A 22,287-nucleotide genomic window follows, 5' to 3' on the forward strand; every position below is an offset into this window, starting at 1 on the left:
TAACTAAATGTAAGGCAATTTCCTTACATTTAACTACCCCTTAGCGGATCTCCCGTAACAGGTCCAGCACCTTCTCCCGCTTCAGTATCAGGTATCCGATCTTCTCTTTCGCAATACCGTCTTTCAATTGATAGGTAAAGTAAAGGTTGTCATCCATTACGGTAGACTCAAAATATTTAAAACGGATCTTGGGCTCTTGCTGTAATTCATCCGCAATCTCATACAGGTGGGTCGATAGCATGAACAGGCAGTTGCTGCTCTGCAACAGACCGCGTATTACCGCCAGCGAACAGTTTTTCGCATCCTCTACATTGGTACCCTTGAACATCTCATCGATCAATACCAACCAGTTATTACCATTGCTGATCTTGATGATCGTATTTTTGATACGTTGTACCTCGCTGTAGAAGTAACTCTCCCCGCGGAATATATTATCCTGCACCTGTATGTTACTAAAGATGCCATGGAAGAAACTCAACTCCATCTGCTGCGCCGGTACGCCCATGCCTATATGCGCCAGGAACACCGCTACCCCTACCGCTTTGATAAAAGTAGTTTTACCCGCCATATTCGCCCCGGTGAGGAACAGAAAGTTGGCTTGCGGGTTGAGCGTTACATCATAAGCAACCGGCTGTTGTAATATGATATGGTATAACTGCGTAGCCTGCACGAAAGGAGCTTGCTGCGTATTGAATGATGGGAACTGCAGATTGTACCGGCGGATCGCTTTCGTCATGGCATTATAAGCATCCAGCTGCTTATACAGCTCCAGCAACTCCAGTACCACCTTCTTATGCCGGCGACGTACGAAACTATCAAAGCGTAATACCTGTATGAACGACAACTTCCCACGACCTTCCGCTTCCAGTATATCGCTGAAATCCCTTTGTAACAACAGGTGCTGCGCCCGGTCCAATATACTCTTCAATATCTTCGGACAATCATCATGATTCAAGGCTTCCACAAATCCACGGAATCCCTTCAATAGGTTCAGCAGCTGGGGAAAAGAGAATTTAATAAACCCATAGTCCGGTGCATAGATGGTTTTGATCAGTGCCGCATTCATCAGCAGTGGTACCCCTTCCGTATTGGAGATCGGTTCGATCTGAGCATCCATGTAATTTTCCAATACTACAATAGTACCGTTGGAAATGATGGATGGCCAGCTGTCTTCATGCGCCATCAGGTACTGCAACGCACGCTGCCGGTTTTGAATGGCAGTAATGTCCTTCAGCGGAGCCGAAAAAAGACGACGGAGATATTCACGCCCGCCGGCAGTAGTAGTAAAGTCCAGCCGGTGGAACAAAGAAAACTCCTCTTCCCGGTTGAAGATAGATAGATCGTAGTAAGTCGTGATATCCAACTCCATGCTGTTGATGATTTTTAAGGGAAGACAATATGACCTCTTCGCAGAAAGCAATACCGCAACACCACTGATGCTAAGTAAATAAAAAAAAGCGAGTGTACATATGATGCCGTACAAACTCCGTTCCTGTATAGACGCACACCTCCCCCCTTTTCCATAAACCAGGAAGGTATTGCCATCGGCAATACCTTCCCTCACATTATATTGACTGTACTTTGTTAATCCCGGTCGAATAACAAACGCTGACCTTGCCGTTCCTCGTTGAACTGCCCGTTGTGCCAGGCCAGGTGCCCATTCACAAAAGTATGGGTCACCGCCGCCGGGAATGTATGCTCCTCAAACGGACTCCAGCCACATTTGTAATACAGGCTCTCCTTCGTTACTGTAGAAGCCTGCTGCAGATCTACAATCACACAGTCCGCATAATACCCTTCCCGCAGATAACCCCGCTCCCGGATACGGAAACAGGTAGCCGGCGCATGACTCATCTTTTCTACCACTTTCTCCAGCGTGATATTGCCGAGGTTCACATGCTCCAGCATCATCAGCAGGCTGTGCTGTACCAATGGCACTCCGGATGGCGCCTGCAAATAAGGCTGTGCCTTCTCCTCCCAGGTATGAGGCGCATGGTCCGTCGCGATAATGTCCAGCCGGTCATCCAGCAATGCCTGCCATAAAGCATGTTTATTATGCGGTGCCTTAATAGCAGGATTACATTTGATGAGATTGCCGTAGCGCGCATAATCATCAGCAGTAAAGTACAGGTGATGCACACATACCTCCGCCGTAATACGTTTCTCCGCCAGCGGCAGCATATTGCTGAACAGCTGCAACTCTTTCTCCGTGGAGATATGCAGAATATGCAAACGGGAGTTGTGCTTCTTGGCAAACTGTATCGCCACCAGTGAAGACTCAAAACAAGCCTCCGCATTACGGATCAGCGGGTGCTCCGCCGCCGTCAGATGTTCCGCACCGATCTCCTTCGTGTACTTATCCATATTCTCCCGGATGATCTTTTCATCCTCACAGTGCGTAGCAATCAGCAACTCAGTCCGGGAAAAGATCTGCTCCAGAGTGATGAAATTATCCACCAGCATATTACCGGTAGAAGAACCCATAAATATCTTCACCCCCGCGATCCGGTCCTTCTTCTCATTACTGCGTAATACCTCCTCCACATTGTCGTTAGATACACCCATGAAGAAAGAATAGTTGGCCAGCGAATGCTGCGCGCCAATCTTATACTTATCCTCCAGCAATTCCTGAGTCAGCGCCGCCGGTTTAGTGTTGGGCATCTCCATAAAACTGGTCGTACCACCAGCCACCGCCGCACGGGCCTCCGTATAAATAGTCGCCTTATGGGTCAACCCCGGCTCCCGGAAATGCACCTGGTCATCGATCACACCGGGCAACAAATGTTTGCCTTCCCCGTTAATCTCAATGTACTGGCCTGGTACATCCAATTGCGGTGCAATACGCTCAATACGGTCATTTTTTATCCATACGTCCTGTACCGTAGTGCGGCCTTCATTCACTACGGAGATATTCCTGATGAGATAATTTTGCATAGCACAAAAGTAGCCATTCCAGCATCAATTACTAAGAGAAGCCCGTCAATTTCAAGTCAATAAAATAAAAGGGAATTATCCTTCCAGGTGAATAGAGAACACGATCATACGCGATTTAAGCTGATCCACCACATTGGAATAACGGAGATTGGGGTCCTTTACATGCACATTCCCAATACCATTGCTGATCTTGAACTCCGGTGAAAAGATGAAACTAGGGAAGTAAAACTCAAAACCAGCGCCGATCTCATAACCATAGTCGTTACGGCTTACTTTTACCAGGTCCTCTGCCCGCCGGTTACGCGCATTCGAAGCCAGGTCATAGTCAAACTTCATCCCCGCGATCGTATACACCCGCATATTGCCGATACGGTCCGACTTAAACTTGATCTGCAAAGGGAACATCAACAGGATAGACTCGATCTTTTTCTCCGTCTCCCGCTGGGGATAGTTCTCCCGGTAATAAAGGTTCTTGGATGCAAATACCAGCTGAGGGTTGAAACGAAGGTCAAAACGATGGTTTAAACGCAGGTTGGCCAGCAACCCCAGGTTAAAACCAATGGTCTTCAACGGCTCCGCTACCATGATAGAATCCTGTTTCAGAAAGATCTGATCATGATATAGCTTGAAATTGGATTGGTTAACGGCCAGCGTGATACCAAAATAGTAGGGCTTGATATCATGTTCCTCCATATGGAGTACCTGCTGTGACCAGGCAGGAAGGGTGTTCCATAGAAATAGGCACAGGATTAGCGCGAAGCGCAATAAAGAGAGCATATGCCGAATGTGAGCGTTTTGCATGTAACGGCCTTAAAACCAGTATTAGTTAAGATGTCTATCATCGCCTGACCCTGGGGAAACGCCTTCACTGAATCCGGTAAGTAACTATACGCCTCCTGACTCTTAGCGATCCATTTCCCTAAACGGGGAGTGACGTAGCTAAAATACAAATTATATAATTGTTTAATGGGAAAAACTGTCGGATTCGAAAATTCCAATATAATCAGCTTACCCCCGGGTTGAAGCACTCGGTGCATCTCCGATAACCCCTTTTCCAGGTTCTCAAAATTACGTACACCAAAAGCAACCGTTATCGCATCAAACGTCTGGTCGGGAAAACTTATTGTCTCGCTGTCTCCCAGCTGCAGGGTTATTTTGTCCGAAAGCCCCTGCTTCTCGATCTTCTGCCGCCCCAACGCTAACATCCCCGCCGAAATATCAATACCTATGATCTGATCCGGATGTAACATCCGCTCCGCCATAATAGCCAGATCTCCCGTGCCCGTAGCCACATCCAGTATCTTTTTCGGCCGCAACGACTTCAGTTGTTTTAAGCCCTTCTTACGCCAGGTAATATCGATACCCATGGACATAAAATGGTTGAGAAAGTCATATCGGTGGGCGATATTATCGAACATGCCCGCTATTTGCTCCTTCTTGCTTAATTTTGATCCCACATAGGGAACTACCTTCTGAACGTTCGCTTTATCTGACATAGGTCGCAAAGTTAGCACAATATTGGTTGATAACTGCACAGTCAGACAAGCAACAACAAGGAAAAACAATCCCTCTCTTTTAAATCCGTTAAACCAGGGGAGCCGCCTCCCCGTAAGAGGATGTAAGTTATGGTGATCAAATCAGCAGAATATCTTATCAGCAACGTCGACTGGCAAAAATGTCCCAAACCGGACATGCCGGAATATGCCTTCATCGGCCGATCTAATGTAGGGAAATCATCCCTGATCAATATGCTGGCCAACCGCGAAAAACTGGCCAAAACCTCCGGTACCCCCGGCAAAACGCAGCTGATCAACCATTTCCTCATCAACAATGCCTGGTATATCGTTGATCTGCCCGGTTATGGCTTCGCCAAAGTCAGCCAGTCTCAACGCCGCTCCTGGGAACAAATGATCGAAAACTACCTGCGTAAACGCGAAAACCTCGTAAACGTATTCGTACTCATCGACAGCCGCCATACCCCCCAAAAGATCGACCTCGACTTCATCAACCAGCTGGGTAAATGGAACATCCCGTTCAATATCGTATTTACCAAAGCAGATAAAAATACACAGGCCGAAACCAGCCGTAACGTCAAAAACTTCCTCAATAAAATGAGGGAAACCTGGCAATTCCTGCCAGCCCACTTCGTAACATCAACCGTGAAAAAATCAGGCAGAGAAGAAATATTAAGCCTGATAGAAGAAATGAACATCCAGTTCAGGGCTATCGCATAACACGCATATCACAAACAATCATATACAGGTCCCCGAAGCGGTTGAAGCCGGCCGGGGACCTGCTCTTTTATCGGAAACAACTACCGCCTTGCTTTACATAAATGTAAGTGTAGCCGTCATATACCAAGTCCGTCAGTTGTAACGTATCGTTCCGCAACGACAACTGCTGCCCGAAAGGAAACCGCTCCAAGAACAATGCAGGGCCCTGCTGCCCATTCGTGATCCACTTCGCATCTTTCACCGTAAATGTCCCGCTGGCAGCCATCGAATCCCGCTGCCACACCTGGTACTTGTTCTCATGGATACAAAGGTTCCGCAACTCCTTAATAGGCTGGTCCTTGCCGGCATAACCGCCACTGGCACGGATCAGTTGCCAACTCCCCTGTAAACGGGCTGAATAACCGTTTTGTACGGCTGGTGTACTTTTGCAGGCTATGATCGATAACATAGCACATACAGGAACAATTAATTTACCCCAATTCATTACTCATCCGGATGGTTTAGACTTCCGGTATAGCGAATATAGCTATAGACAGTCGAAAATCTAGAACCATAAACCGATAAAAGTAGTTTATTGCGGTCCAGCCTGACAGTATATTCCCCTTTTAACTCACCAGCATCATCATATACTCGTATACGGATCTGCTTTTCCGTAGCACCGACATCCAGGGTCAGTAACTCGAATGTGTTCTGTTGCTTTAATAGATCATTGGCATACCAGCGCATTTTATTCCCCTGGAAGAAATCTCTAATGCTACGCATACAGTCATTCGGGTTAGAAAATAATACAATACAGTACAACTCTTCAACAGAGCGCAAAACAAACTATAATACAATCAAGAAAGTTTAGGGGAGAAAAAGCCAAGGGAGGTGAGCGATCACATCCTGCAAATAGGGAGGTATAGTAGTCCTGAGGCGGGTTAACTCACTCAGTTCACGATCTTGTTCGCACAGCTGCTGCTGGCAAACGCTTCCGGCTTGGCTTTGAACGCAAAGCCCATTCCAAGGATATAACCCATCGCTTCACGCAAAGCCAGGTTACTCTTGAACTGAGGATTCGTGTTAATGTCCGCATGTACTTCCATGTCCACATCATACTCCGTGAACAGGTCACACAACTCATACGCGATCTCAATGCTCTTGGCTACTTCCACAAGCATACGCTCCTTGATAGAGTAAGCCGTACGGGTCTTGTCATTCTGAATGAACATAAAACCCCCGTGCCCCTCACGCAAGAATACAATAACAGTCGCAAACTCCGTGTCTGCTCCCTTTACCTGCGAATCCGTACCAATACACACCTTGAGATGAAAGCCACGGTTGGTTTCCCGTATGATGGCCTCGCGCACCGCTTCTTTGATAGGCAGATGAATGGCATCGCCATTAAATCTTCTCCATTTCATATATAATCGGTTTAGAGTGTAAATACGCGCTGATGTTAATATTCCAGTCTGTCGGTAGTAGTAAGCTGAGAGGGAAAACAAACAATATCAATCGAATATACGAAATTTTTACACGAGGTAGACGACCAGCACCTGCCAGCCGGATGAAGTAATTGTTACCTCCTCGCCGCATATATATCAGGGAAACAAATGCCTCCACTCCCTTTACCAGCATCAGTAAAGAGGTGGAATAGCATGTAGAAGATAGGTAGGCCTAATACTGCCCGGTACTCAACAACACCAATGTACAAGCTTCAACGGGTGCAATACCATGCTCCCGCGCTAATGCCGCCAGCTCATCATTCTCCGCACCAGGATTGAATATGATACGTTTCGGATGTAATTGCACAATGTAATCATAGTACTCCCGCTGACGATAGGCATTCAGATACAACGTTACAGTATCTACATCCACAATCGCCGGATGCTCCTTCGTAATCGGTGTGCCGTTGATCTCGCCAGCTTGCGCCCCTATAGCTACCACCGGATGCCCATAGGCCTTCAGCCGGTTCGTTGCCAGGTAACTATACCTTTCCGGATTAGGAGAAGCGCCTAATACCACTGTCAATTTCTTATTGCCGTTAGTCTTTTCCATAATACTAATTTACGCTATTCCATACTCATACCAGTTACACCAACCAATACCGCCGCCTGGGCAACTCCGCCACGATCGCGTCCATAGCACCCCGCAATTGCGGATAACGAAACCTAAACCCAGCCTGCGTAATACGGGTTGGTAATACCCACCGGCTCTTTAATAATAATTCTGTCTCCGTACCGATCAGCTTTGCCCCTATTCGTAATATCCAAGTAGGAGCAGGCAACCCAAACCAATATCCTGTTGCCTTTCGTAAAGTCTGCATAAACACCCGGTTGGTCACTGGCTGCGGCGCACTGCAATTGTAAGTTCCTTCCTGATCGTCCCGCTCATACAACCATTCCATCATCCGGCATATATCCGTAATATGCACCCAGCTATACATTTGCCGCCCGGTACCCTGGTAGCCGCCCAAGCCAAACTTTACCAGGTTCAGATAAGGAAAGATCACCCCTCCCTGCGCCCCTAACGTCACCGCTATACGTAATATGATCTTACGCGTACCTGGCAACACCAGCGCATTAAAAGTACCTTCCCACCGCTTGCACACCTGCACGCTGAAATCATCCTCGATCTCCCCATTATATTCATCCATCGCCCGGTCTTCCGCATGCCGGTAAATAGTAGCACTGCCAGCGTTGATCCACACCCGCGGTGCCTGCCCGCAAAGCCGCACTGCCTCACCAAGAATAGCAGTAGCTTGGGTCCGGCTATCAAATATCTCCTGCCTGTTGGCCGCTGTATACCGGCAATTCACACTCTTACCCGTCAGGTTGATCAACAGATCCGCCCCATCCAGATACCCCTCCCAGCCTCCAAGCGTCCGCCCATCCCAATATATATATTGCACCCTTCCCTCCGCCGCTGCCGGATGACGGGTCAATACCACCACATCATTATCCGTACCAAAATACGCACACAGACCTTTCCCTATAAAGCCGGTGCCACCGGCAATCACGATCTTTTTATTTCGCATGTTACCTTGTTTAAAGAGATAGTTGTAAATGGATATGTTTCATATGTTTCAGTAAATATTGAAACATGTAGGCAAAAAAAACTTATTTGATGAGTTTCAGCAATGCACCATAAAACCAATTCTCCTCGGACTTAATAAAAGTGCTGATGGTATTATCGGTATGCTGGGCAAATTTGTTGATCTGTTGAATAGAATCCCGGAACGCCTTTACATGTTTATCCTTCTGGTCTCCCTCCACATCCTGCAGTTGGTTCAGTACCTTCATAATAGGATCTAACTCCCGCTTCTTCCGCTCACGGGCAATGCAGGTCGCCACCTTCCAGATATCCTTCTCTGCAGAAAAATACTCCCGGCGCTCCCCAGGGATCAATACCCGCTCCACCAAGCCCCAGTTGATCAACTCCCGCACATTCATATTCGTATTACCCCGGGAAATGTTCAACTCCTGCATGATATCCTCTGCACTCAATGGATCCGGCATGATCAGCAACAACGCATGTATCTGTGCCATGGTGCGGTTAATACCCCATTGCGCCCCCAGGGACCCCCAGGTTTGTACAAATTGTGCTTTTGCTTCGGTCAGCTTCATATCAGATCATTTAACGGATACAAAGATATACCAAGTTTCCGAACTTTCAAAATGTATTGAAACATAGCTTTTCTATAATATCCCCCACCTTTCCCATAGTCCTCCTGTATCATTCCTATATCTCCGGTCCACCTTTCCCATAGTCCTCCTGTATCATTTCTATATCTCCGGTCCACCTTTCTCATAGTCCTCCTGTATCATTTCTATAGATAACCTATCTCCACAGCAGTCCCTGATAAACAGGATTACGTTGGCTGTACACTCCGGAACCACCTTTCGTCAGGGGTAAATAAAAAAGGCTGACCGTAATGGTCAGCCTTTTAATATAGTCGTAAGTAGTTTATACGAGCATAGTTACCGGGTTCTCCAGGTAAGCTTTCAGCGTCGCCAGGAAGCGGGCGCCTACTGCTCCGTCTACACTGCGATGGTCGCAGCTCAGGGTCAGCTTCATGATATTTACTGCTTTGAACTGGCCTTTCTCTGAAATAACGGTTTCTTTGATACCACCTATCGCCAGGATAGCAGAATCCGGAGGATTGATGATAGCGGTGAATTCGTCGATACCCATCATACCCAGGTTAGATACGGTAAAGGTATTACCGCTGAAGTCCTGTGGTTGCAGTTTCTTGTTTTTCGCTTTGTCATACAGCTCTTTTGCTTCAGTGGCGATCTGGCTCAGGCTCTTTTGATCAGCAAAACGGATCACTGGCACGATCAGACCGTCTTCGATAGCCACAGCAGAACCAATATGTACGTGGTGGTTGTGACGGATAAAGTCACCCATCCAGCTGGCATTCACATCAGGATGCTGACGCAAGGCCAACGCACAGGCTTTGATCACAATATCGTTGAAGGAAACTTTTACAGGAGACAGTTCGTTGATGGCTTTGCGGGCATCCATCGCCTTGTCCATGTTCACATCTACTTTTAGGTAGAAGTGAGGCGCTGTGAACTTGCTCTCGCTCAGGCGGCGGGCAATCACCTTACGCATCTGGGACAGCGGCGTGTCGGTATAACTTTCTTGTCCGGCAGGGGCAGCAGCAGCGGCCGGTTTAGTGCTGGCAGCAGCAGCTTTCGCCGGAGCAGCAGCAGGTACATAGTTGTCAACATCACGCTTCACAATCCTGCCACCGTCGCCGGAGCCGGATACCTGGTTGATGTCAATACCTTTTTCCTCAGCCAGTTTCTTAGCCAGCGGAGATGCTTTCACACGACCACCGTCTTTGGAAGCAGGAGCTTCTTCGGCAACCGGTGCACTCGCCGCCGCAGTGGCAGGAGCAGCAGCAGTCTCCGTAGCAGCAGGAGCCGCGGCAGCAGGAGCGCCTCCGCCTTTCTCAGCCGCCAGTATAGCGTCTACATTAGTACCTTTTTTACCCACTATGGCAATGATACCATTTACTTTGGCCGCTTCCCCTTCAGGAACACCAACATACAACAGCTCACCATCCGCATAACCGATCACTTCCATGGTAGCTTTATCCGTCTCTACCTCTGCCAGCACATCATCACTCTTCACCGTATCACCTACCTTCTTGTTCCAGGCTACTATCTTACCCTCCGTCATCGTGTCGCTCAGCAGCGGCATACGGATCACAGTGGCGTTTTTCAGCGCTTCAGCAGCAGCTGCATCATCAGCAGGCTTCGCAGGAGCAGCTTCCGCTTTAGGAGCAGGAGCACTTTCCGCTTTGGCAGGTTCTGCAGCCTTGGGAGCAGCAGCACCACCTTGACCTTCTAATAAGGATTTATAATCTTCGCCGGCCTTGCCTACAATCGCTATGATCTCATTTACCTTGGCAGCTTTGCCCTTCTCTACACCTATATATAATAAGGTCCCTTCCACATAACCCATCACCTCCATCGTAGCCTTATCAGTCTCCACTTCAGCAATTACGTCGTCTGCCTTAACGGTATCTCCTACCTTTTTATGCCATTCCGCGATCACCCCTTCTGTCATCGTATCACTTAAAAGGGGCATTCTGATAACTTCTGCCATAGTGTTTATTCAAAATTTTGCCCAAACCTACATGTTTTTGCCGAAAAACGCAAGCATTATAAAAGCTACAAGGCCCAAACCTGCTATAGGTAAAGACAGCCTTACAGCCAGCTCCAAACGCCCTCAACAAGATGCATGAAAAGCTCGGTCAGATTAGAAATCTAGTTCCATATTCAGCTTGTCCTTTAGCTCCTTCACCAGGGGGTATTTCTCCGCCATCTGCTGGAACTGCTCCCTGCTGGACAACGGCGCAGGACCTATATCCTGTACCTGTTGGCTCTCATCCAACTGCAGGGTTAATATGAGTGAGTGATTGTGAAACTTCTTCTTAAAGAAATCAGAAATGGCCAGCTTCTCCTCTTCCATAAAACGGAACTGCACAATATTACGGCTTACAATACCGATCTCTTCTGCCCCCAGCAGCTTTAACGTCGCCAGTTGCAAGTTACTTACCACCGTCATCTTGTTGGCCTGCCGGAAAGTATCGATGAACTCCTCCCAGTATACATGCAATGCCCCCAACGTCAATGCCACCCGCTGTACCGCTTCCGATACCTGCTGTTTTGCCGCCATCGCTTCTTTCATCGCCGCCAGCCCGGTCATCTTACCCGCAGCAGGTGCCGCTGTCTTCGCCGCCGCAGTAGCAGCAGTCGATGCCACCGGGGTCGATACTGGACTAGGCATTGCCGTCGCTGGTGCAGACACAGGCGCAGCCGGCACCACAGCAGGTGCAGCAACAGGAGTAACAGGAGTCGCTTTGGGTGGGGGAGGAGGGGCCGGATTGTTAGCAGCAGGGGCAGGGGCCGTAACTGCCGGTGTAGCAGGAACTGCCGGAGCCGCCGCCGCAGGGGGAGTAGTAGCCTGCGTAGTAGTCGTTTCTATCGTCAGCCGGGCTTCCTGCTGAGCGATCGTCTCCGTAGTAGCCGGAGCACCGGTAGTCGGCTTGGCCGCCGCCGGCTGTGAAAAAGAGGTTCTTAATTTCTGAGGAGCAGCACCGTCAGCTACCAGTTTTTTTTTTACCACCTCTCCGCTCTGATCATCTGCCACCAACGTCACCGCCTGCTGCAGATAACAAAGTTTGATCAACGCCATCTCCACATGCAGTCGCTTATTACGCGCCTGACGGTAGTTGATCTCCGTCTCATTCAGCAAATGCAACGCCGTAACCAGGTAAGCCGGACTCACCTTCCCCGACAACTGCTTGTACCGGTCCTTCAGATTACCAGATACCTCCACCAGGTGATGCACCCGGTCTTCCTTACACAACAACAGGTTACGCAGAAACTCCGCCCAACCATTCAGGAAGTTATCACCTTCAAAACCTTTCTGTAATATCTCGTCAAACAACAACAACGCACCCGCCACATCCTGTTGCAATACACTGTCCATCACCCGGAAGAAATAATCATAATCCAGTATGTTCAGATGCTCCAGGGTATTCTGGTACGTAAGATGTCCCGCCGTAAAACTCACGATCTTATCCAACGTACTCAGAGAGTCACGCATACAACCATCCGTCTTCTGAGCCACCAGGTGCAACGCATCAGGCTCCGCCTGTATATGCTCTTTCTGGCAGATCTCCTGCAGATGATCTACGGTATCCTGTATCGTGATACGTTTGAAATCAAATATCTGACAACGACTCAGGATCGTAGGTAATATCTTGTGCTTTTCAGTAGTCGCTAAAATGAAAATAGCATAGGAAGGAGGCTCCTCCAGCGTCTTCAGGAAAGCATTGAATGCCGAAGAACTGAGCATGTGTACCTCATCGATGATATAGATCTTGTACTTGCCCGCCTGCGGAGAGAACCGTACCTGCTCTACCAGGGTGCGGATATCATCTACCGAGTTGTTAGACGCAGCATCCAGCTCGTGAATATTGAATGAACTCCCCTCATTGAAGGAAGTACAGGAATGACATTGATTACAAGCCTCCCCATCCGGCTGCAAATGCTCACAGTTAATGGTCTTGGCCAATATACGGGCACAGGTCGTTTTACCCACCCCCCTCGGTCCACAGAACAGAAAGGCATGCGCCAGCTGATTGTTCCGGATGGCATTCTTTAAAGTAGTGGTAATATGGGCCTGCCCTACCACTGTCGAGAAATTCTGGGGGCGGTACTTACGCGCAGAAACTATAAAATTCTCCATACTCGGGCCGAAAATACGCAATTTCAGGATGCCGTGAATATTATATGTCGCAGTAAGCTGGCTAACCCGCTACAGTACCGCATTTGCCGGCACGCCCGTTCCCGGTACCCCCCTCGCTTATTGCAGCGCCAAAACGAATTCCAGACAGCTTTTTTTCGCCAGTATCACCTGGTTACCCGCATACTCCTGTGCAGCAGAAGCCGCTTCGTGTAACTGACGCAACTCATCCATCAGCGGCGTATTATCTTTCAGGTAAGTATAGTCCTGCTTCATGAACTGTTGTACCTTATCCGGCAACGGCTTTACCTCACCAAACAGGTCATCCTGCGCCGGCAATGTCTCCAGCAATATCCGCAACTGCGCATCCTCCAGCCGCAGCATCTCAAAGTAAGGTAATGCCTCCTCCATCGTAATATCCGAAGAACTGTAAATATGCCCGATGTAATGAATGATCTGGGACATACAGTCATTCAGCTGGTTGGCAAGGTCCTGCTGCCAGATCACCGTATTGTACTGGCTGATCAGCGAATGTACCGCCAGCTCACCGGCTTGCAACGCCTGCGTATGATGATATCGGAAAGCCGTCAGCTGATGATCCTGCAACATCTCCTCCAGCTGACTAACCTCTGCCGTCAGCCGCTCCAGCAGTATCGGCGCCTGACCCGTATGATAGATCTGTCCGTCAAATTCAAAAGACACCGCCGCCCTGCCATCAGCCAGCGCCCGCAAAGTATCTATATCCTGGCGGTCACCAAGCAGCCGCCGGATACGGAACACCGCCTCCGCATTGTATAGCTGCTCAAAAGAATACTGCGCAAATTCACCGGGTGTCATCTGTAAAAAGCTGAACTCCGTTAATGGCAGAAAAGGCTGATCATCATAATAACCGTTAAATGCCCGCGGTAGCTCATACTGCCGGTGCCGCTCCTTCATCTCCCGGATAAAATCCCGCGGACTATACCATCGCGCACTCACCGCCATATCCGGCGCCTCCTGGTAATACAACAACCGCGTCATATGCTCCTGCAACTCCTCCGCCCCGTCAAAAAGCGACCAGCTGCTGTCAGCAGTCATATCCCCCACTATCCCCAACGCCCGGAAACGCGCTTCCCGCTCCTCCCGCGATGGCTGCGAGGTATATTGATCCAGAAAACGAATCCGGCTCCGCACCATATTCTCGTAATAAGCATCCGTAATACGCGGCAACCCGGCATCATCCACCGGCAACCGGTTACGGGAAGCATAATACCGGAAAAGAGAACCGTGCGCCTGGAAAATATTGGCAAACTTCAGCTGCTCCGCCGCCAGCATTGACAACTTATGCAAACAATGCTCCAGGCAAAAACTACTCATCTCCATACGCCGTATCGCAGATACCGCCGCCCCACTCCCCGATATCGTCACCGCCGCCATATCCGCCCGGAAAGTAAGCTCCCGGCTAAACATACGGTAACTACGGCTCGCCACCTGGTACAACCTGCGCAACACGAACTGTACCACCTGGTCCAGCTTGATCATCGGCTGCGTAAAAAACATCGCCAGCCGGTAACGCCGGCCATAACGGCGAAAACTCCGCTGCCAGCTTTCATTCTCATACAGTAAATGATAAATGATACGGTTCAGACGATGCGCATAACTGCCCGCCCCCGTCAGATAAGGAGAAAGATAAGTCAACCCATGCGCCAGCACCATCCTGAATTCCGACGTACTCGTACTGTTCACCAATCCCAACCCGATCTCCAGCTGCCAACCCCGTTGCAACAACAACTGTGACAACCGCAGCGGAAATCGCATATGCACATGCACCTCCGGAACCACCGCAATCACTCGGGGAAAACTTACCCTCGCTGCCGTCGTCAACTGACGCACAAAAGCAAACAACCGCGGATGATGCCCCGCCTGTAAAGGAACCCGGCAAAGATTCTCCGGCGTCCGCCGGCTGAATAGAAAAAGACAAACAAATAACAACACCATCATCCCCACCAACATCGCCACAATCCCCGCGATTGTAGCCCCAGCCGTCGAAAAGTGTAGTAACAACAACACGCCTCCTGTCAGAAATACTGCCGCAAGACCTGTAACAATCACCAACAAAAGAAAATAGGCAATCAGGAACATCAACAGACAAATCAATACCCTCCGGCCTTGTTGCCTGAAATATTCGGAGGGTGGAGCAAACATAGGAACTGCCGCCTGCGGACGAGCAGATTTAAAGTCGGCCATATAGTATAGTTAGGTCGGATACAGATCAGGGGTGTTAGAAAATATATTGAACGAATATCGATATTTTACTGCGTTTACCAGCAAATATCTAACCGGAAAAAAACGTGTGTATGGGCACGCCCTCCGCTTAATATATACGTACCATCCCCAAAGATGGATCAATTGTATATTATTTTTTTAATTAATGCCTGCTGACGCAAAACAGCCACATATAACACGAAAACAAAGGGGCAACAACAGGTTTTTCAGATAGGCCGCAAACGACCCCCGGTGGTCAATAACAAATCGCACCACCGGGACTATACAAGATATCCTTAAGACAATATCGGATGCCGCTCGAAAGGAACCGTCCGGTCAAACTGATACCGGTAAGTCGTCAACCGCCGGCTGCACATAGCACCCAACCGCTCCGCAATATTGACCATCTTAGGGTTGAAATCCCCGATCCACTGCATCTCATAGTCCTCGTAGGACAACTCATGCTGTATCAGCTTAGCCCCCTCCATGATCATATAAGCATCTACCCCCTTCGCCTGGAACTCAGGTACCACACCAAATACCAATCCCACAAACTTCTTACCCGTACGCGTCATCTTCAACCACAAAAAACGCAATTGCTCAAACCAACCGAATTGACCGTTCATATGTTTGAAATACTGGTTCAGATCCGGCAGATTGAGCCAGCACGCAATAGGCTCGCTCTTGTAATACACAAACCAGGTCAGCTGCTCATCCATCACCGCTTTCATAGCGTTGAACAACTTGATCGCCTGCTCCGGCGCCATCTCCTTATTACTACCATGCCCCGCCCATGCCTTGTTGTAAATAGTCGTAAAATCCCGGGCATATTTTTCCAGGTTGCTACGTTTTACATGCTCCGCATGATAATCCGGGTCCTTCGCAATCCGGGCATGACGGCGGGCAAAACGAGGATCCAGCACAGTCCTCACTTTCATACTAAAACATAGCTGATGAAAGAAAGGCTGAAAACCATAGGTCTCCAGCAACCGCTGGTAGTATGGCGGATTAAAATTCATACCGTACAAAGGCTCCGAAAAACCCTCCACCAGCAAACCCCACCAGCGCTCCCGGTCCCCCAGGTTAATAGGACCGTCCATCGCTCCCATCCCTCTCTCCTCCAACCACCGCCGCGACGCGTCAAACAACAGGTTCGCCGCCGCCTGATCATCAATACAATCGAAAAAACCTACCCCGCCAACAGGCCACTTGTCACCCTTCGTCTTGTACATCGGATTCACAAAAGCCGCAATACGCCCGATATACCCGCCGCTAGCATCCTTCAGTAACCAGCGCACACAACTGCCACCCTCACGCAAAAATTTGTTGGTCGCCGGGTCAAACACCTGCAGGATGTCTTTGTCCAAAGGCCGTATCCATCCAGGGACATGCCTGTTGATCGCTATATGCACCTCCAAAAACTGCTTTTCCCTTATTGTATTGTCAACCAATTCCAATTCCATGAGAATATTTTGAAGGGCAAAAATAAGTTTCCCTGCAAAATCACCAAGAGAACTTATACGTCTCCTCCTCCCAACCATCTTTCCGGCATTATTTTTTCTGTGCTCATCCCTATGAGTAGAAACTTTGTCTATACCGGCGTACTCCTCGCCCTGATCGTTATATTTATCATCGCCTACTACGGCGAACAAAAACGCTCGCGTCGCATACTGGCCGAAAATGAACGGCTGGTCAACGAAAACCGCGACCTCAAACGTAGCCTGGCCCTCGCCAATAACACCTCCCAGCAGATCGCCGATCGTAGCGACATACAACAACGCGTACAAGGCACCTTCGTAGAACGCAGAGCCTATTACCGCCGTAACTGGAAACAATTCATCTCCGTCACCACCAGCGACTACAAAACCGGATTCCTCGGTGGTATCAAAGACCTGAAGATCATCGTAAAAAACCTCACAGAATACTCGCTGGATAATGCAGTCGTAAATGTACAATACCTGCGTACCAACGGAGAGGTCTTTAAAACGGAAGAATATACCGTCAATAACATCCCCCCAAAAAGCAGCCAGTCCGTCAACGCCGCCGGCAGCCGGCGGGGAATGAAAGTACAACTCAAACTACGCGCACTGACCAGCCAGGCCATGAACTTCTGCTGGTCATACGACAAATCCGCCGCCCCCGGCAATCCTGACCCCTATCAGTGCGTGTCGCAATAAATTGTCGTAACCTTGCACTACCGAATGATGAACTAATGACGACCAAGCTGACCATACACGAACACCTGGATGATAACATCCCCGAATCAGTGCATACCCTATTCATGGCAGCCTTCCCGCCGGAAGAACGCCGCAACTGGGACCTGCACCTGCACTACTTCCGTAATGGCCAGCTGAAGCTCAGCCTGCTTACCGCAGCAGAAGCCTTCGCCGGTTTCGTATTCTACTGGCCCCTCAGCGAAGGCTACTTCATCGAATACTTCGCTGTAGAGGAACAAATGCGTGGCACCGGCATCGGCTCACAAGTACTTAACCTGCTCGAACAGACCTTCCATAAAATAGTACTCGAAACAGAACTGCCACTCACGCCCATCGCCACACGACGCATCGCCTTCTACGAAAGAGCAGGTTTCGAAATATTCCCCTTCACCTACAAACAACCGCCTTATATACCAGGTGGAGCCCCCATCGATATGTACCTGCTGCAGAAAGGTTGGCCACATACGCCGCATACCTTCCACCAGCTGCATCGCGAGATCTACCAGGTCGTATATGGTGTCGCTCCCGAAGCATAAAAAAGGCGGTAACATAACGAATATGTTACCGCCACATTGGCTTTATCTGATGATCGGATGAACTATCCTCTCGTAGCACCCGCTCTCCGGCTAGGCGCAGGGGCAGGGACAGGAGAAGATGGTGCAGGTGCCGGCCTCGTCTCCATACGCGGCTGTGGCTGTGCTTGAGGCTGTGGCCTTGGCTGGGAGGGCTGCTGCTCAAACACTCTTCTAGGCACAGGCGCCGATGGTGTAGGCGCTGGCGTCGGACGCTCCGGCGCTGTAGGCCTGTCCTCATAGATCCTGCGTGGCCTGAACTCCCCATTGTTATTATTGTTGTTAGGTGCCGGAGTAGGAGAGACCGTACCATTACCAGGTTGCTCCAGTATCCTCCTCGGCCGGCTGCCTTCAGGTGCCGTAGGCATCGGTCGACTATTATCCACATTACCACGGTCCCAGCTCCGGCGAGGGCCTATCCTGTTATTATCTACCGGCTGTGAAGTACCGTCACCACGGGTATTACCCGCACTCGACCTCACGGGCCCGTTATTCAGCTCCGGACGGTAAGTACGATACTCATCACGGGTCAAACTTGCCCCCGGACGGCCATTGTTAACCACCCGCACCGGCTCTATACGACGACGGGTAATGTTCTCTACCTCCCGCACATCCGGACCCCGGTAATACCGCCGGTTGTTGATCACATAAGTGTTGTTAATGACCGTCGTCCTACCGAAGAAATTATTATAGCTGCCATAGGGCACATAATAACGGTTCATGTACGGATCACCCATATAACGGCTGGGAATAAACGCCCACTGGTTCATCGGTATATTGATGTTGACACCAATATTCACCCCGGGGCCCATCGGCGCCCAACCATAATAGTCAGCACCACTACGCCAGTTCACCCACGCAGGTGCCCATTCCGTACCTGGTATCCACATCCAGCCGTAAGCGTTATCCATCACCCAGCGCCCATAGTGGAAAGGCGCCCACCCCCAGTTGTAATTGGAGTTCCAGGTCCAGCCATAATCACTATACACCCAGTTTCCGTTGGTATAATAAGGCCGGAAATCACCGCCTACGTTCGGTATCCATACCCGTCCGTAATTACCATAATCCATCCAACGTCCGTAAGGATCCAGTTCGTTGTAAAATGTGTTCACAGATATTTGTGCCTGAGGCTGATGATAACCCCCGTAATAACCGGGGTTGGTACTCGCGCAGGCAGAGATGGAAGCTGCCAGTAACACAAATGATCCGTATAAAAGTATCTTTTTCATAGCTGTTGTTTTTAGTCGCATACCGCACGTTTGCTCTCGCTGTTAGTTAGACACTTTAGATAAAGAAAAGATTAAGCCGGATTATCACCCTTTATGTATACTATTTGTTAAAATTAACAGTACTTGTCTTGACACTTCCTTTGCAATGGATGGAATATCTCCTATTTTTATCGAATATTGCCAGTCTGGTCATTAAGGCCGGTAATAAGGGTCCATCATCAAGACTAAAAACCAACTCAATGTCATTTAGTACTATACGCGCACTGTATGATATTACAGACAATAGCTACGGATTTACAGGAGAAGAGATCGCAAAAGAAGAACAAAGACTACAGTCTCGTTTGCCCACAACCCTCAGGGAATACTACCTGCAGTTAGGCAAACATGAAGCCCTTAACCATACCCAGGACAACCTCGTCCTGCCCGAACAACTGGAAATACACGATAGCGGATACCTCGTTATCTATACCGAAAACCAGTTCGTGTCCATGTGGGGTATCAATACCGCCGACCTCGACAAAGAAGACCCCCCCGTATATATTACCCATGACGACCAGGAATGGCATCAGGAAAGTAATACCCTGTCCGGATTCCTCCTCGCGATGGCCTACCTCCAGGGACTGTTCGCCTTCCCCTTCAACGCCAACAAAGCAGGCGTGACCGAAGAAGAGGCCGCCCGCGTCTACGATGGCTGGAAGCCCGTAGGCCAAACCCTGTCCATCTGGCAGGTGTCTTTCTTCCAGAATGACCTCGAAGAAATCATCGCCGTCATGAAAAGCCCCGAACAGGTAGATGTGTTCGTCGCCGCCAAAACCGAACGCCGCCTGGAAGATATCAGCGTCCAGCTAGATATCGACTGGGATTGCTACTCTCCCGAAGATGGGGACGATTGGTCATAATGATATATATTAGAAATATTTTGTAAGTGGCGCCCCGCGCCGGTCATCCCCCCATTTTAAGCCCTGCAACTGGTTAAAATTACCCCACGCCCAACCATAAGCTCCGCCTGATACCGGCAAAGGAGCCGCAATAGCCATGCATTTATAGGAGTAATTGTAATTTGGGATTTCTCCTATTAACTATTACCTTTGCGCCAAATTTAATAATCCGCTCATTTAAGTATTTATAAACCTCTTTAAAATATGCCTAACGCAGGTAAGATTAAACAAATTATCGGTCCCGTTGTGGACGTGCATTTTGAAGGAAATTTGCCCGAAATCTACAACGCGCTGGAATTAACCCGTGACAATGGCCAGAAAGTAGTATTGGAAGTGCAACAGCACCTGGGAGAAGATAGCGTTCGTTGCGTAGCAATGGACTCTACCGACGGCCTCGTGCGTGGCATGGCTGTACTGGATAAAGGTGCACCCATCAAAATGCCAATCGGTGATCAGATTAAGGGGCGTTTGTTCAATGTGGTAGGTGAAGCGATCGATGGTCTGGGTGATATCGACAGTGCTAATGGTTATCCCATTCACCGTCAACCCCCCAGGTTCGAAGACCTGGCTACCGATACAGAAGTACTGTACACCGGTATCAAAGTGATCGACCTGATCGAACCCTATGCGAAAGGTGGTAAAATTGGTTTGTTTGGTGGTGCGGGTGTAGGTAAAACAGTATTGATCCAGGAATTGATCAACAACATCGCAAAAGGATACGAAGGTCTCTCCGTATTCGCAGGGGTAGGTGAGCGTACTCGTGAAGGAAATGACCTGATGCGTGAAATGATCGAAGCTGGTATCGTTAAATATGGCGAAAAGTTCCAGGAATCCATGGAACATGGTGGCTGGGAACTGTCCGCTGTTGATATGGATAGCCTCAAAAACTCTCAGGCTACCTTCATATTCGGTCAGATGAACGAACCCCCCGGAGCACGTGCCCGCGTAGCCCTCTCCGGTCTCACAATCGCCGAATACTTCCGCGATGGCGATGGCTCCGCTTCCGGTGGCCGCGACATCCTCTTCTTCGTGGATAACATCTTCCGCTTCACCCAGGCAGGTTCCGAAGTATCCGCGCTGCTGGGCCGTATGCCTTCCGCAGTAGGTTACCAACCAACCCTCGCTACCGAAATGGGGCTGATGCAGGAACGTATCACCTCCACAAAAAATGGTTCCATCACCTCCGTACAGGCCGTTTACGTACCTGCGGATGACTTGACCGACCCTGCGCCGGCTACTACCTTCTCTCACTTGGATGCTACCACCGTACTCGATCGTAAGATCTCCGACCTTGGTATCTATCCCGCAGTAAGCCCGCTCGAATCTACTTCCCGTATCCTGTCCCCTGCTATCGTAGGTGAAGCTCACTATAACTGCGCACAACGCGTGAAAATGATCCTGCAACGCTATAAAGAATTACAGGATATCATCGCCATCCTCGGTATGGACGAACTTAGCGATGAAGACAAACTCACCGTTTCCCGCGCCCGCCGTGTACAACGTTTCCTCTCCCAGCCATTCCACGTGGCAGAACAGTTCACCGGTCTCAAAGGTGTACTCGTTCCAATAGAAGAAACAATCCGTGGCTTTAATATGATCATGGATGGTGAAGTGGACGAATACCCAGAGGCTTCTTTCAACCTCGTAGGTACCATCGACGACGCAATCGAGAAAGGTAAAAAACTCCTCGAGTCCGTTAAATAATTCATCACGTTCACTACTCATCAATCACTTTTATGTTACTAGAAGTATTAACACCAGAAAGAAAAATATATACCGGCGAAGTGTACGGCGTACAACTGCCAGGTATTGACGGTTCTTTCGAAGTGCTCGATAAACACGCTCCGTTGATCGCAGCCCTGGGTAAGGGTAAAATGAAAGTGCTGAAGGATAAAACGCATTTTGAATTTTATACCATCGAAGGCGGATTCGTCGAAGTGCTGCGTAACAAAGCTACCGTTCTGGTAGAAGGCGCCGCCGCAGAAAAATAAATCAGCTCCATACAGCAGATCCCAATTCCGCTGTTAGCAAAATAAAAAGAAGGCCGGGTACGATTACCCGGCCTTTGTTTTGTCCTAACTATTCCAATCTAAGTAACCCAGTTGTCGCCAACAGGAATGCCGGCCGGGGTTCCGTATAAAAACAGGTCCGCTCCCTCTCAGGATAGCCACTTA

At 49.3% G+C, this 22,287-nt stretch carries 21 protein-coding genes; 6 read left to right on the plus strand and 15 right to left on the minus strand.

Annotated features, from left to right (window positions below):
- Positions 1 to 40: 40 nt before the first annotated feature.
- The 4 genes from KTO58_RS28285 to ubiE form a co-directional block, all read right to left on the minus strand.
- Entirely contained in the window at positions 41 to 1,369 is a 1,329-nt protein-coding gene (locus KTO58_RS28285; protein ID WP_095836188.1) for a MutS-related protein, read from the minus strand.
- Positions 1,370 to 1,584: 215 nt separating this feature from the next.
- Positions 1,585 to 2,934: a dihydroorotase gene (locus KTO58_RS28290; protein ID WP_095836187.1), complete on the minus strand. Its 1,350-nt coding sequence runs from the start codon at positions 2,932 to 2,934 to the stop codon at positions 1,585 to 1,587.
- Between the two features lie 75 nt (positions 2,935 to 3,009).
- Positions 3,010 to 3,735: a type IX secretion/gliding motility protein PorT/SprT gene (gene porT / locus KTO58_RS28295; RefSeq protein WP_443092836.1), complete on the minus strand. Its 726-nt coding sequence runs from the start codon at positions 3,733 to 3,735 to the stop codon at positions 3,010 to 3,012.
- The gene (gene ubiE, locus KTO58_RS28300; protein ID WP_095836185.1) at positions 3,684 to 4,430 is read right to left on the minus strand and encodes a bifunctional demethylmenaquinone methyltransferase/2-methoxy-6-polyprenyl-1,4-benzoquinol methylase UbiE; all 747 of its coding nucleotides are present in this window, start codon (positions 4,428 to 4,430) and stop codon (positions 3,684 to 3,686) included. Before ubiE ends, porT begins: the two co-directional genes overlap by 52 nt.
- 129 nt (positions 4,431 to 4,559) lie before the next feature.
- Between ubiE and yihA the strand changes: the two genes are divergently transcribed.
- Entirely contained in the window at positions 4,560 to 5,168 is a 609-nt protein-coding gene (gene yihA, locus KTO58_RS28305; protein WP_095836184.1) for a ribosome biogenesis GTP-binding protein YihA/YsxC, read from the plus strand.
- 67 nt (positions 5,169 to 5,235) lie between these two features.
- Here yihA and KTO58_RS28310 read toward each other — a convergent pair whose 3' ends face one another.
- The 10 genes from KTO58_RS28310 to KTO58_RS28355 all read right to left on the minus strand — a co-directional run bounded on the left by KTO58_RS28310 (position 5,236) and on the right by KTO58_RS28355 (position 16,621).
- A complete protein-coding gene (locus KTO58_RS28310) occupies positions 5,236 to 5,616 on the minus strand; it encodes a hypothetical protein (RefSeq protein WP_095836183.1) in 381 nt (126 codons plus the stop codon).
- Between the two features lie 35 nt (positions 5,617 to 5,651).
- Positions 5,652 to 5,930, minus strand: a complete 279-nt coding sequence (locus KTO58_RS28315; protein WP_095836182.1) for a hypothetical protein — start codon at positions 5,928 to 5,930, stop codon at positions 5,652 to 5,654.
- Positions 5,931 to 6,097: 167 nt separating this feature from the next.
- On the minus strand, positions 6,098 to 6,571 hold the full coding sequence (locus tag KTO58_RS28320; RefSeq protein WP_095836181.1) for a ribonuclease H-like YkuK family protein: 474 nt from the start codon (positions 6,569 to 6,571) through the stop codon (positions 6,098 to 6,100).
- Between the two features lie 253 nt (positions 6,572 to 6,824).
- Entirely contained in the window at positions 6,825 to 7,205 is a 381-nt protein-coding gene (locus tag KTO58_RS28325) for a CoA-binding protein (protein ID WP_095836179.1), read from the minus strand.
- Positions 7,206 to 7,239: 34 nt separating this feature from the next.
- A complete protein-coding gene (locus KTO58_RS28330; protein WP_095836178.1) occupies positions 7,240 to 8,184 on the minus strand; it encodes a TIGR01777 family oxidoreductase in 945 nt (314 codons plus the stop codon).
- Between the two features lie 82 nt (positions 8,185 to 8,266).
- Entirely contained in the window at positions 8,267 to 8,773 is a 507-nt protein-coding gene (locus tag KTO58_RS28335; protein WP_095836177.1) for a GbsR/MarR family transcriptional regulator, read from the minus strand.
- A 340-nt stretch (positions 8,774 to 9,113) separates the two neighbouring features.
- Entirely contained in the window at positions 9,114 to 10,766 is a 1,653-nt protein-coding gene (locus tag KTO58_RS28340) for a pyruvate dehydrogenase complex dihydrolipoamide acetyltransferase (RefSeq protein WP_095836175.1), read from the minus strand.
- A 153-nt stretch (positions 10,767 to 10,919) separates the two neighbouring features.
- On the minus strand, positions 10,920 to 12,917 hold the full coding sequence (locus KTO58_RS28345) for a DNA polymerase III subunit gamma/tau (protein WP_225859962.1): 1,998 nt from the start codon (positions 12,915 to 12,917) through the stop codon (positions 10,920 to 10,922).
- 117 nt (positions 12,918 to 13,034) lie between these two features.
- Positions 13,035 to 15,140: a hypothetical protein gene (locus tag KTO58_RS28350; protein WP_225859963.1), complete on the minus strand. Its 2,106-nt coding sequence runs from the start codon at positions 15,138 to 15,140 to the stop codon at positions 13,035 to 13,037.
- A 314-nt stretch (positions 15,141 to 15,454) separates the two neighbouring features.
- Positions 15,455 to 16,621, minus strand: a complete 1,167-nt coding sequence (locus KTO58_RS28355; RefSeq protein WP_095836173.1) for a hypothetical protein — start codon at positions 16,619 to 16,621, stop codon at positions 15,455 to 15,457.
- A gap of 111 nt (positions 16,622 to 16,732) precedes the next feature.
- Here KTO58_RS28355 and KTO58_RS28360 point away from each other — a divergent pair, with 111 nt between their 5' ends.
- Both KTO58_RS28360 and KTO58_RS28365 read left to right on the plus strand, forming a co-directional pair.
- Positions 16,733 to 17,335, plus strand: a complete 603-nt coding sequence (locus KTO58_RS28360; RefSeq protein ID WP_095836172.1) for a hypothetical protein — start codon at positions 16,733 to 16,735, stop codon at positions 17,333 to 17,335.
- Between the two features lie 35 nt (positions 17,336 to 17,370).
- The gene (locus KTO58_RS28365) at positions 17,371 to 17,910 is read left to right on the plus strand and encodes a GNAT family N-acetyltransferase (protein WP_095836171.1); all 540 of its coding nucleotides are present in this window, start codon (positions 17,371 to 17,373) and stop codon (positions 17,908 to 17,910) included.
- Positions 17,911 to 17,972: 62 nt separating this feature from the next.
- Here the strand turns inward: KTO58_RS28365 and KTO58_RS28370 are convergent, their stop codons facing one another.
- Positions 17,973 to 19,175, minus strand: a complete 1,203-nt coding sequence (locus tag KTO58_RS28370) for a DUF6600 domain-containing protein (RefSeq protein ID WP_157752693.1) — start codon at positions 19,173 to 19,175, stop codon at positions 17,973 to 17,975.
- A 239-nt stretch (positions 19,176 to 19,414) separates the two neighbouring features.
- On the opposite strand from KTO58_RS28370, the gene KTO58_RS28375 reads away from it, so the two are divergent.
- The 3 genes from KTO58_RS28375 to atpC all read left to right on the plus strand — a co-directional run bounded on the left by KTO58_RS28375 (position 19,415) and on the right by atpC (position 22,104).
- Positions 19,415 to 20,074, plus strand: a complete 660-nt coding sequence (locus KTO58_RS28375) for an SMI1/KNR4 family protein (RefSeq protein ID WP_157752692.1) — start codon at positions 19,415 to 19,417, stop codon at positions 20,072 to 20,074.
- A 243-nt stretch (positions 20,075 to 20,317) separates the two neighbouring features.
- Entirely contained in the window at positions 20,318 to 21,817 is a 1,500-nt protein-coding gene (gene atpD / locus KTO58_RS28380) for a F0F1 ATP synthase subunit beta (RefSeq protein ID WP_225859964.1), read from the plus strand.
- A 32-nt stretch (positions 21,818 to 21,849) separates the two neighbouring features.
- The gene (gene atpC / locus KTO58_RS28385; RefSeq protein WP_095836167.1) at positions 21,850 to 22,104 is read left to right on the plus strand and encodes an ATP synthase F1 subunit epsilon; all 255 of its coding nucleotides are present in this window, start codon (positions 21,850 to 21,852) and stop codon (positions 22,102 to 22,104) included.
- The last annotated feature ends 183 nt before the right edge of the window (positions 22,105 to 22,287 follow it).

Source organism: Chitinophaga pendula, from assembly GCF_020386615.1.
In the GTDB taxonomy this organism is placed as follows: domain Bacteria; phylum Bacteroidota; class Bacteroidia; order Chitinophagales; family Chitinophagaceae; genus Chitinophaga; species Chitinophaga pendula.

Bases quoted from the DNA above. Each gene is read 5' to 3' on its own strand.
- KTO58_RS28285 (WP_095836188.1), bottom strand. From the start codon at position 1,369: ATGGAGTTGGATATCACGACTTACTACGATCTATCTATCTTCAACCGG.
- KTO58_RS28290 (WP_095836187.1), bottom strand. From the start codon at position 2,934: ATGCAAAATTATCTCATCAGGAATATCTCCGTAGTGAATGAAGGCCGC.
- porT (WP_443092836.1), bottom strand. From the start codon at position 3,735: ATGCAAAACGCTCACATTCGGCATATGCTCTCTTTATTGCGCTTCGCG.
- ubiE (WP_095836185.1), bottom strand. From the start codon at position 4,430: ATGTCAGATAAAGCGAACGTTCAGAAGGTAGTTCCCTATGTGGGATCA.
- yihA (WP_095836184.1), top strand. From the start codon at position 4,560: ATGGTGATCAAATCAGCAGAATATCTTATCAGCAACGTCGACTGGCAA.
- KTO58_RS28310 (WP_095836183.1), bottom strand. From the start codon at position 5,616: ATGTTATCGATCATAGCCTGCAAAAGTACACCAGCCGTACAAAACGGT.
- KTO58_RS28315 (WP_095836182.1), bottom strand. From the start codon at position 5,930: ATGCGTAGCATTAGAGATTTCTTCCAGGGGAATAAAATGCGCTGGTAT.
- KTO58_RS28320 (WP_095836181.1), bottom strand. From the start codon at position 6,571: ATGAAATGGAGAAGATTTAATGGCGATGCCATTCATCTGCCTATCAAA.
- KTO58_RS28325 (WP_095836179.1), bottom strand. From the start codon at position 7,205: ATGGAAAAGACTAACGGCAATAAGAAATTGACAGTGGTATTAGGCGCT.
- KTO58_RS28330 (WP_095836178.1), bottom strand. From the start codon at position 8,184: ATGCGAAATAAAAAGATCGTGATTGCCGGTGGCACCGGCTTTATAGGG.
- KTO58_RS28335 (WP_095836177.1), bottom strand. From the start codon at position 8,773: ATGAAGCTGACCGAAGCAAAAGCACAATTTGTACAAACCTGGGGGTCC.
- KTO58_RS28340 (WP_095836175.1), bottom strand. From the start codon at position 10,766: ATGGCAGAAGTTATCAGAATGCCCCTTTTAAGTGATACGATGACAGAA.
- KTO58_RS28345 (WP_225859962.1), bottom strand. From the start codon at position 12,917: ATGGAGAATTTTATAGTTTCTGCGCGTAAGTACCGCCCCCAGAATTTC.
- KTO58_RS28350 (WP_225859963.1), bottom strand. From the start codon at position 15,140: ATGGCCGACTTTAAATCTGCTCGTCCGCAGGCGGCAGTTCCTATGTTT.
- KTO58_RS28355 (WP_095836173.1), bottom strand. From the start codon at position 16,621: ATGGAATTGGAATTGGTTGACAATACAATAAGGGAAAAGCAGTTTTTG.
- KTO58_RS28360 (WP_095836172.1), top strand. From the start codon at position 16,733: ATGAGTAGAAACTTTGTCTATACCGGCGTACTCCTCGCCCTGATCGTT.
- KTO58_RS28365 (WP_095836171.1), top strand. From the start codon at position 17,371: ATGACGACCAAGCTGACCATACACGAACACCTGGATGATAACATCCCC.
- KTO58_RS28370 (WP_157752693.1), bottom strand. From the start codon at position 19,175: ATGAAAAAGATACTTTTATACGGATCATTTGTGTTACTGGCAGCTTCC.
- KTO58_RS28375 (WP_157752692.1), top strand. From the start codon at position 19,415: ATGTCATTTAGTACTATACGCGCACTGTATGATATTACAGACAATAGC.
- atpD (WP_225859964.1), top strand. From the start codon at position 20,318: ATGCCTAACGCAGGTAAGATTAAACAAATTATCGGTCCCGTTGTGGAC.
- atpC (WP_095836167.1), top strand. From the start codon at position 21,850: ATGTTACTAGAAGTATTAACACCAGAAAGAAAAATATATACCGGCGAA.